The organism is Pseudomonadota bacterium, from assembly GCA_030859565.1.
Taxonomy (GTDB): Bacteria; Pseudomonadota; Gammaproteobacteria; order JACCXJ01; family JACCXJ01; genus USCg-Taylor.
Genome location: JALZJW010000251.1, coordinates 1 through 2,989, shown reverse-complemented (window position 1 = coordinate 2,989; position 2,989 = coordinate 1). Strand labels below are relative to the sequence as shown.

Here is a 2,989-nt window from a genome sequence, read left to right as displayed (position 1 = left end):
GTATTACGCGAGCTACGACCGTCACTCAACCGTTTGATTGGGCGGTGGTCTTCGAAGGGGTCGGCAGCGCCCGGTTAATCGAGGCTGAGGACAAGGCTCAGTTTGAAGCTCCGGAGGAAGGTTATCAATCCACGCTGCGATATCATATGGACGCGACTGATCCCCGATGGCGTTCCCAGCTTCAGAAAACCTTCTTCGTGCAAAGCCGGGACGGAAAGCTGTATGCGCGAGTCAACGCGGATGTGCTGGTAAAATACAATGATCAGGCTGCAATCGACGTGCGCGTTTACGTCAACCCAAGCGGCTCGCGGAACCTGGAGCCAGGCGTGACGGCGCAAGCTTCGGATCGCTAGCTCCTCTTCCCACCCGCGCCTGTGTTTCCATTATTCACGACTGACCAGCTCCGTTCCTCTTCGCCGGATGACTCCTTCCCACCTGATGAGGATGAGGTGAAGAAATGCGTGGTCTTTGTCCACGGATGGAACGTGGATTACAACAGCGCGATCAGCTTCTCAGAAACTCTTTTCAAGCGTCTTTGGTGGCAGGGCTACAAAGGTCGCTATTGCTCCTTCCGCTGGCCAACCCTCACCGGCGCCAGCAGCTATAACACCAGTGAGTATCGCGGGTGGAAATACGGGCCGGCTCTTACACAGTATGTAGCCAGCTTGCCGAGTGACTATCGCAAAAACGTTGCCGCGCACAGCATGGGCAACATTGTCACTGGTTCGGCTCTGCTATCAGGAATGGCCATCGAGAACTATGCCTTGATGCAGGCAGCGGTCCCGGCGGGATGTTACGACGAAAGTGGTGACCAGACAACCGGAGGAATCAACGGTTATGCGCGGTTCTGGAGCGTAGAAGCGAACAAGCCAACACCCGATTTCGCGGATCCGGATTTGGGCTATCGCGGCACGCTGAAAGGGGTCAGCGGGAACTTGGTCAACTTTCATAACAGCCTCGATTTTGCGCTGGCTACCGGGAGGACGTATGGTCTGGAAACGAACTGGGAGGCGAACCAGCAAGACTACAAACCGGACAGCCTTGCCTTTCCCTTTAGGTACTACGTCTATGAGCCATCGGCTGCCGTTCAACAGCGCGGACGGCTTACCGATGGCGGTAATCCTCCCTCGATCATCCGCTATATCACACAACACCACGAGATGATGGCTTTCGTCGCGCGACCCCGATCCAAGGCTGTGGGTGCGGACGGGGCGACCCGCGGAAGCGTTGGAAGTGACGTCGATCTGCGGGATGAGGAATACGGGTTTACCAGCGCCGATTACGACCACAGCGGCCAGTTTAATCGGCGTATCCAAGTGCTTTCCGACTTTTACCGCACGCTGGGCACCAGGCTTGGCCTTCTTGAAGCTCAATAATGAATCGTCCCGCAATCGTCGCCGGTGCCATTTTCCTCATCGTTGCTGTCCTTCTTGCGCTGTTCTTTCGGGGAATGAACAGGAGCCTCAACAGGGCGACTGGACCTGCAGCAGAGAGGTCTACTAGCAGTTACATGCGTGCGCCAGCTGCGGCGTCGGTGCGATCGGCACTCCCGGCGCCTGGTGCCCAACAGCCGGGCGGGCCTTACGAGCCAACTGATCTGCGCTGGCAATGGTGGAATGAGCAAAGGCGGATCGATCCAACATTTGAGTGGAAAATGCCAATCAGCTTTTACGGTGTAGTGATTGATGAAAGCGGCAATCCAGTGGAAGCCGCACGCGTCAGGTTCCAGTGGAATGACGCTTCTCCTGCCGGGACGGCGTATGCGGAAACGGCGAGCGACGCACGCGGCCGTTTCTCACTTGGAGGTGTTCACGGTAAGGTTTTACAGGTCAAGGTTACTAAGGAAGGCTACCGCGCCTTAAAACACCGAACTGACTTCGAGTACGCCGCCTTCTTCGAAAGGAACTATCATCGTCCCGAACCTGACAATCCTGTTATCTTCCGGCTGCGAAAAATGGGGGTGCCAGAGCAGCTCATCACTCGACAAACACTCTACGGAGTAAAACCCGATGGCACGCGAAATTACATTAATTTAATGACTGGAGCGAAGAAAGCTGGCGACCCGCCGGTTGGAGACCTTGCGGTGAGTATTACGCGAGCTACGACCGTCACTCAACCGTTTGATTGGGCGGTGGTCTTCGAAGGGGTCGGCAGCGCCCGGTTAATGAGGCGCTTTAAGGGGACGGAGAGATAGAGCGAGTGTTCAGTTGTGATGGACAGAACATGACTGCCAATGGGAGGGCGGTGAGCGCGAGAAGAACTGAGATCGACGCGAGGTTCATGAATCGGCTTGTGCTCACAATGATCCGCTGATCGAGGCGTCTCTTTGATCCGACTCTCTATCACATCGGGACGCTGCTGATCGTGCCGAAAGCGGGTTTCAAGGAAGGAGTTTTCGAATTCGCCGGCGACGACGGCCGGCTGCGGTTTGCCACCCACGGAGGTGTTTATGCAGCGTTTTAGCCTGACAAACCTTGGCGGAGCTAGCCAGCGCGTGGCAGTGCTCCGCCTGATCAGGACTTGATCACTCCACAAGAAGCGGGAGAGTGGCCGCGTGCCGAGGCCGACCAGCGAGAGGTTCCGCGGCGTTGCGCCGTTTAATTTGATCTGTGGCGCAGGACCGACGCGGTGCGATCTCCGCTTCGCGTAATCAGATTCTCTGAAAGGTTTCTTGACGTTCCTCAACATACCGTTGAGTTGTATCGCCCCGCCGGCCCCCCAGCGCCACCACATCGCTGGTTCTCGAACTCCCCTGAACCCCGCCCCAAGGAGCATTCCCTTCCCTATCGAACTCCCCTTATGAAATCACGTCCCTTTCTCACCTTCGGCTTCCGCCTTCGGCCTTACCCTCGCCACCCCGAGTGGCTACGTCGATCCCGATGAGAGCTCCGAAGGCTTCACTCACGGCGGCGACGTGAATTGCGCCACGGGAGGCATCGGCCCCGAAACGATCAGCGGCACCGGCGGTGGCCAGGGTGGGTATCACTTC

Annotated in this window: 3 protein-coding genes; all 3 read left to right on the top strand. The window is 57.2% G+C overall.

What is annotated here, in order from left to right; genetic code table 11:
* Nucleotides 1-353 (top strand): hypothetical protein (locus tag M3436_20315; protein MDQ3566316.1); only part of this gene is annotated, 353 nt, incomplete at its 5' end.
* Between the two features lie 96 nt (nt 354-449).
* Nucleotides 450-1,376: an alpha/beta hydrolase gene (locus M3436_20310; protein MDQ3566315.1), complete on the top strand. Its 927-nt coding sequence runs from the start codon at nt 450-452 to the stop codon at nt 1,374-1,376.
* Nucleotides 1,376-2,194, top strand: coding sequence for a carboxypeptidase-like regulatory domain-containing protein (locus M3436_20305; GenBank protein ID MDQ3566314.1), 819 nt, complete (start codon nt 1,376-1,378; stop codon nt 2,192-2,194). The genes M3436_20310 and M3436_20305 overlap by 1 nt, the downstream gene beginning before the upstream one ends.
* Nucleotides 2,195-2,989 lie beyond the last annotated feature (795 nt).

Bases quoted from the DNA above. Each gene is read 5' to 3' on its own strand.
- M3436_20305 (MDQ3566314.1), top strand. From the start codon at position 1,376: ATGAATCGTCCCGCAATCGTCGCCGGTGCCATTTTCCTCATCGTTGCT.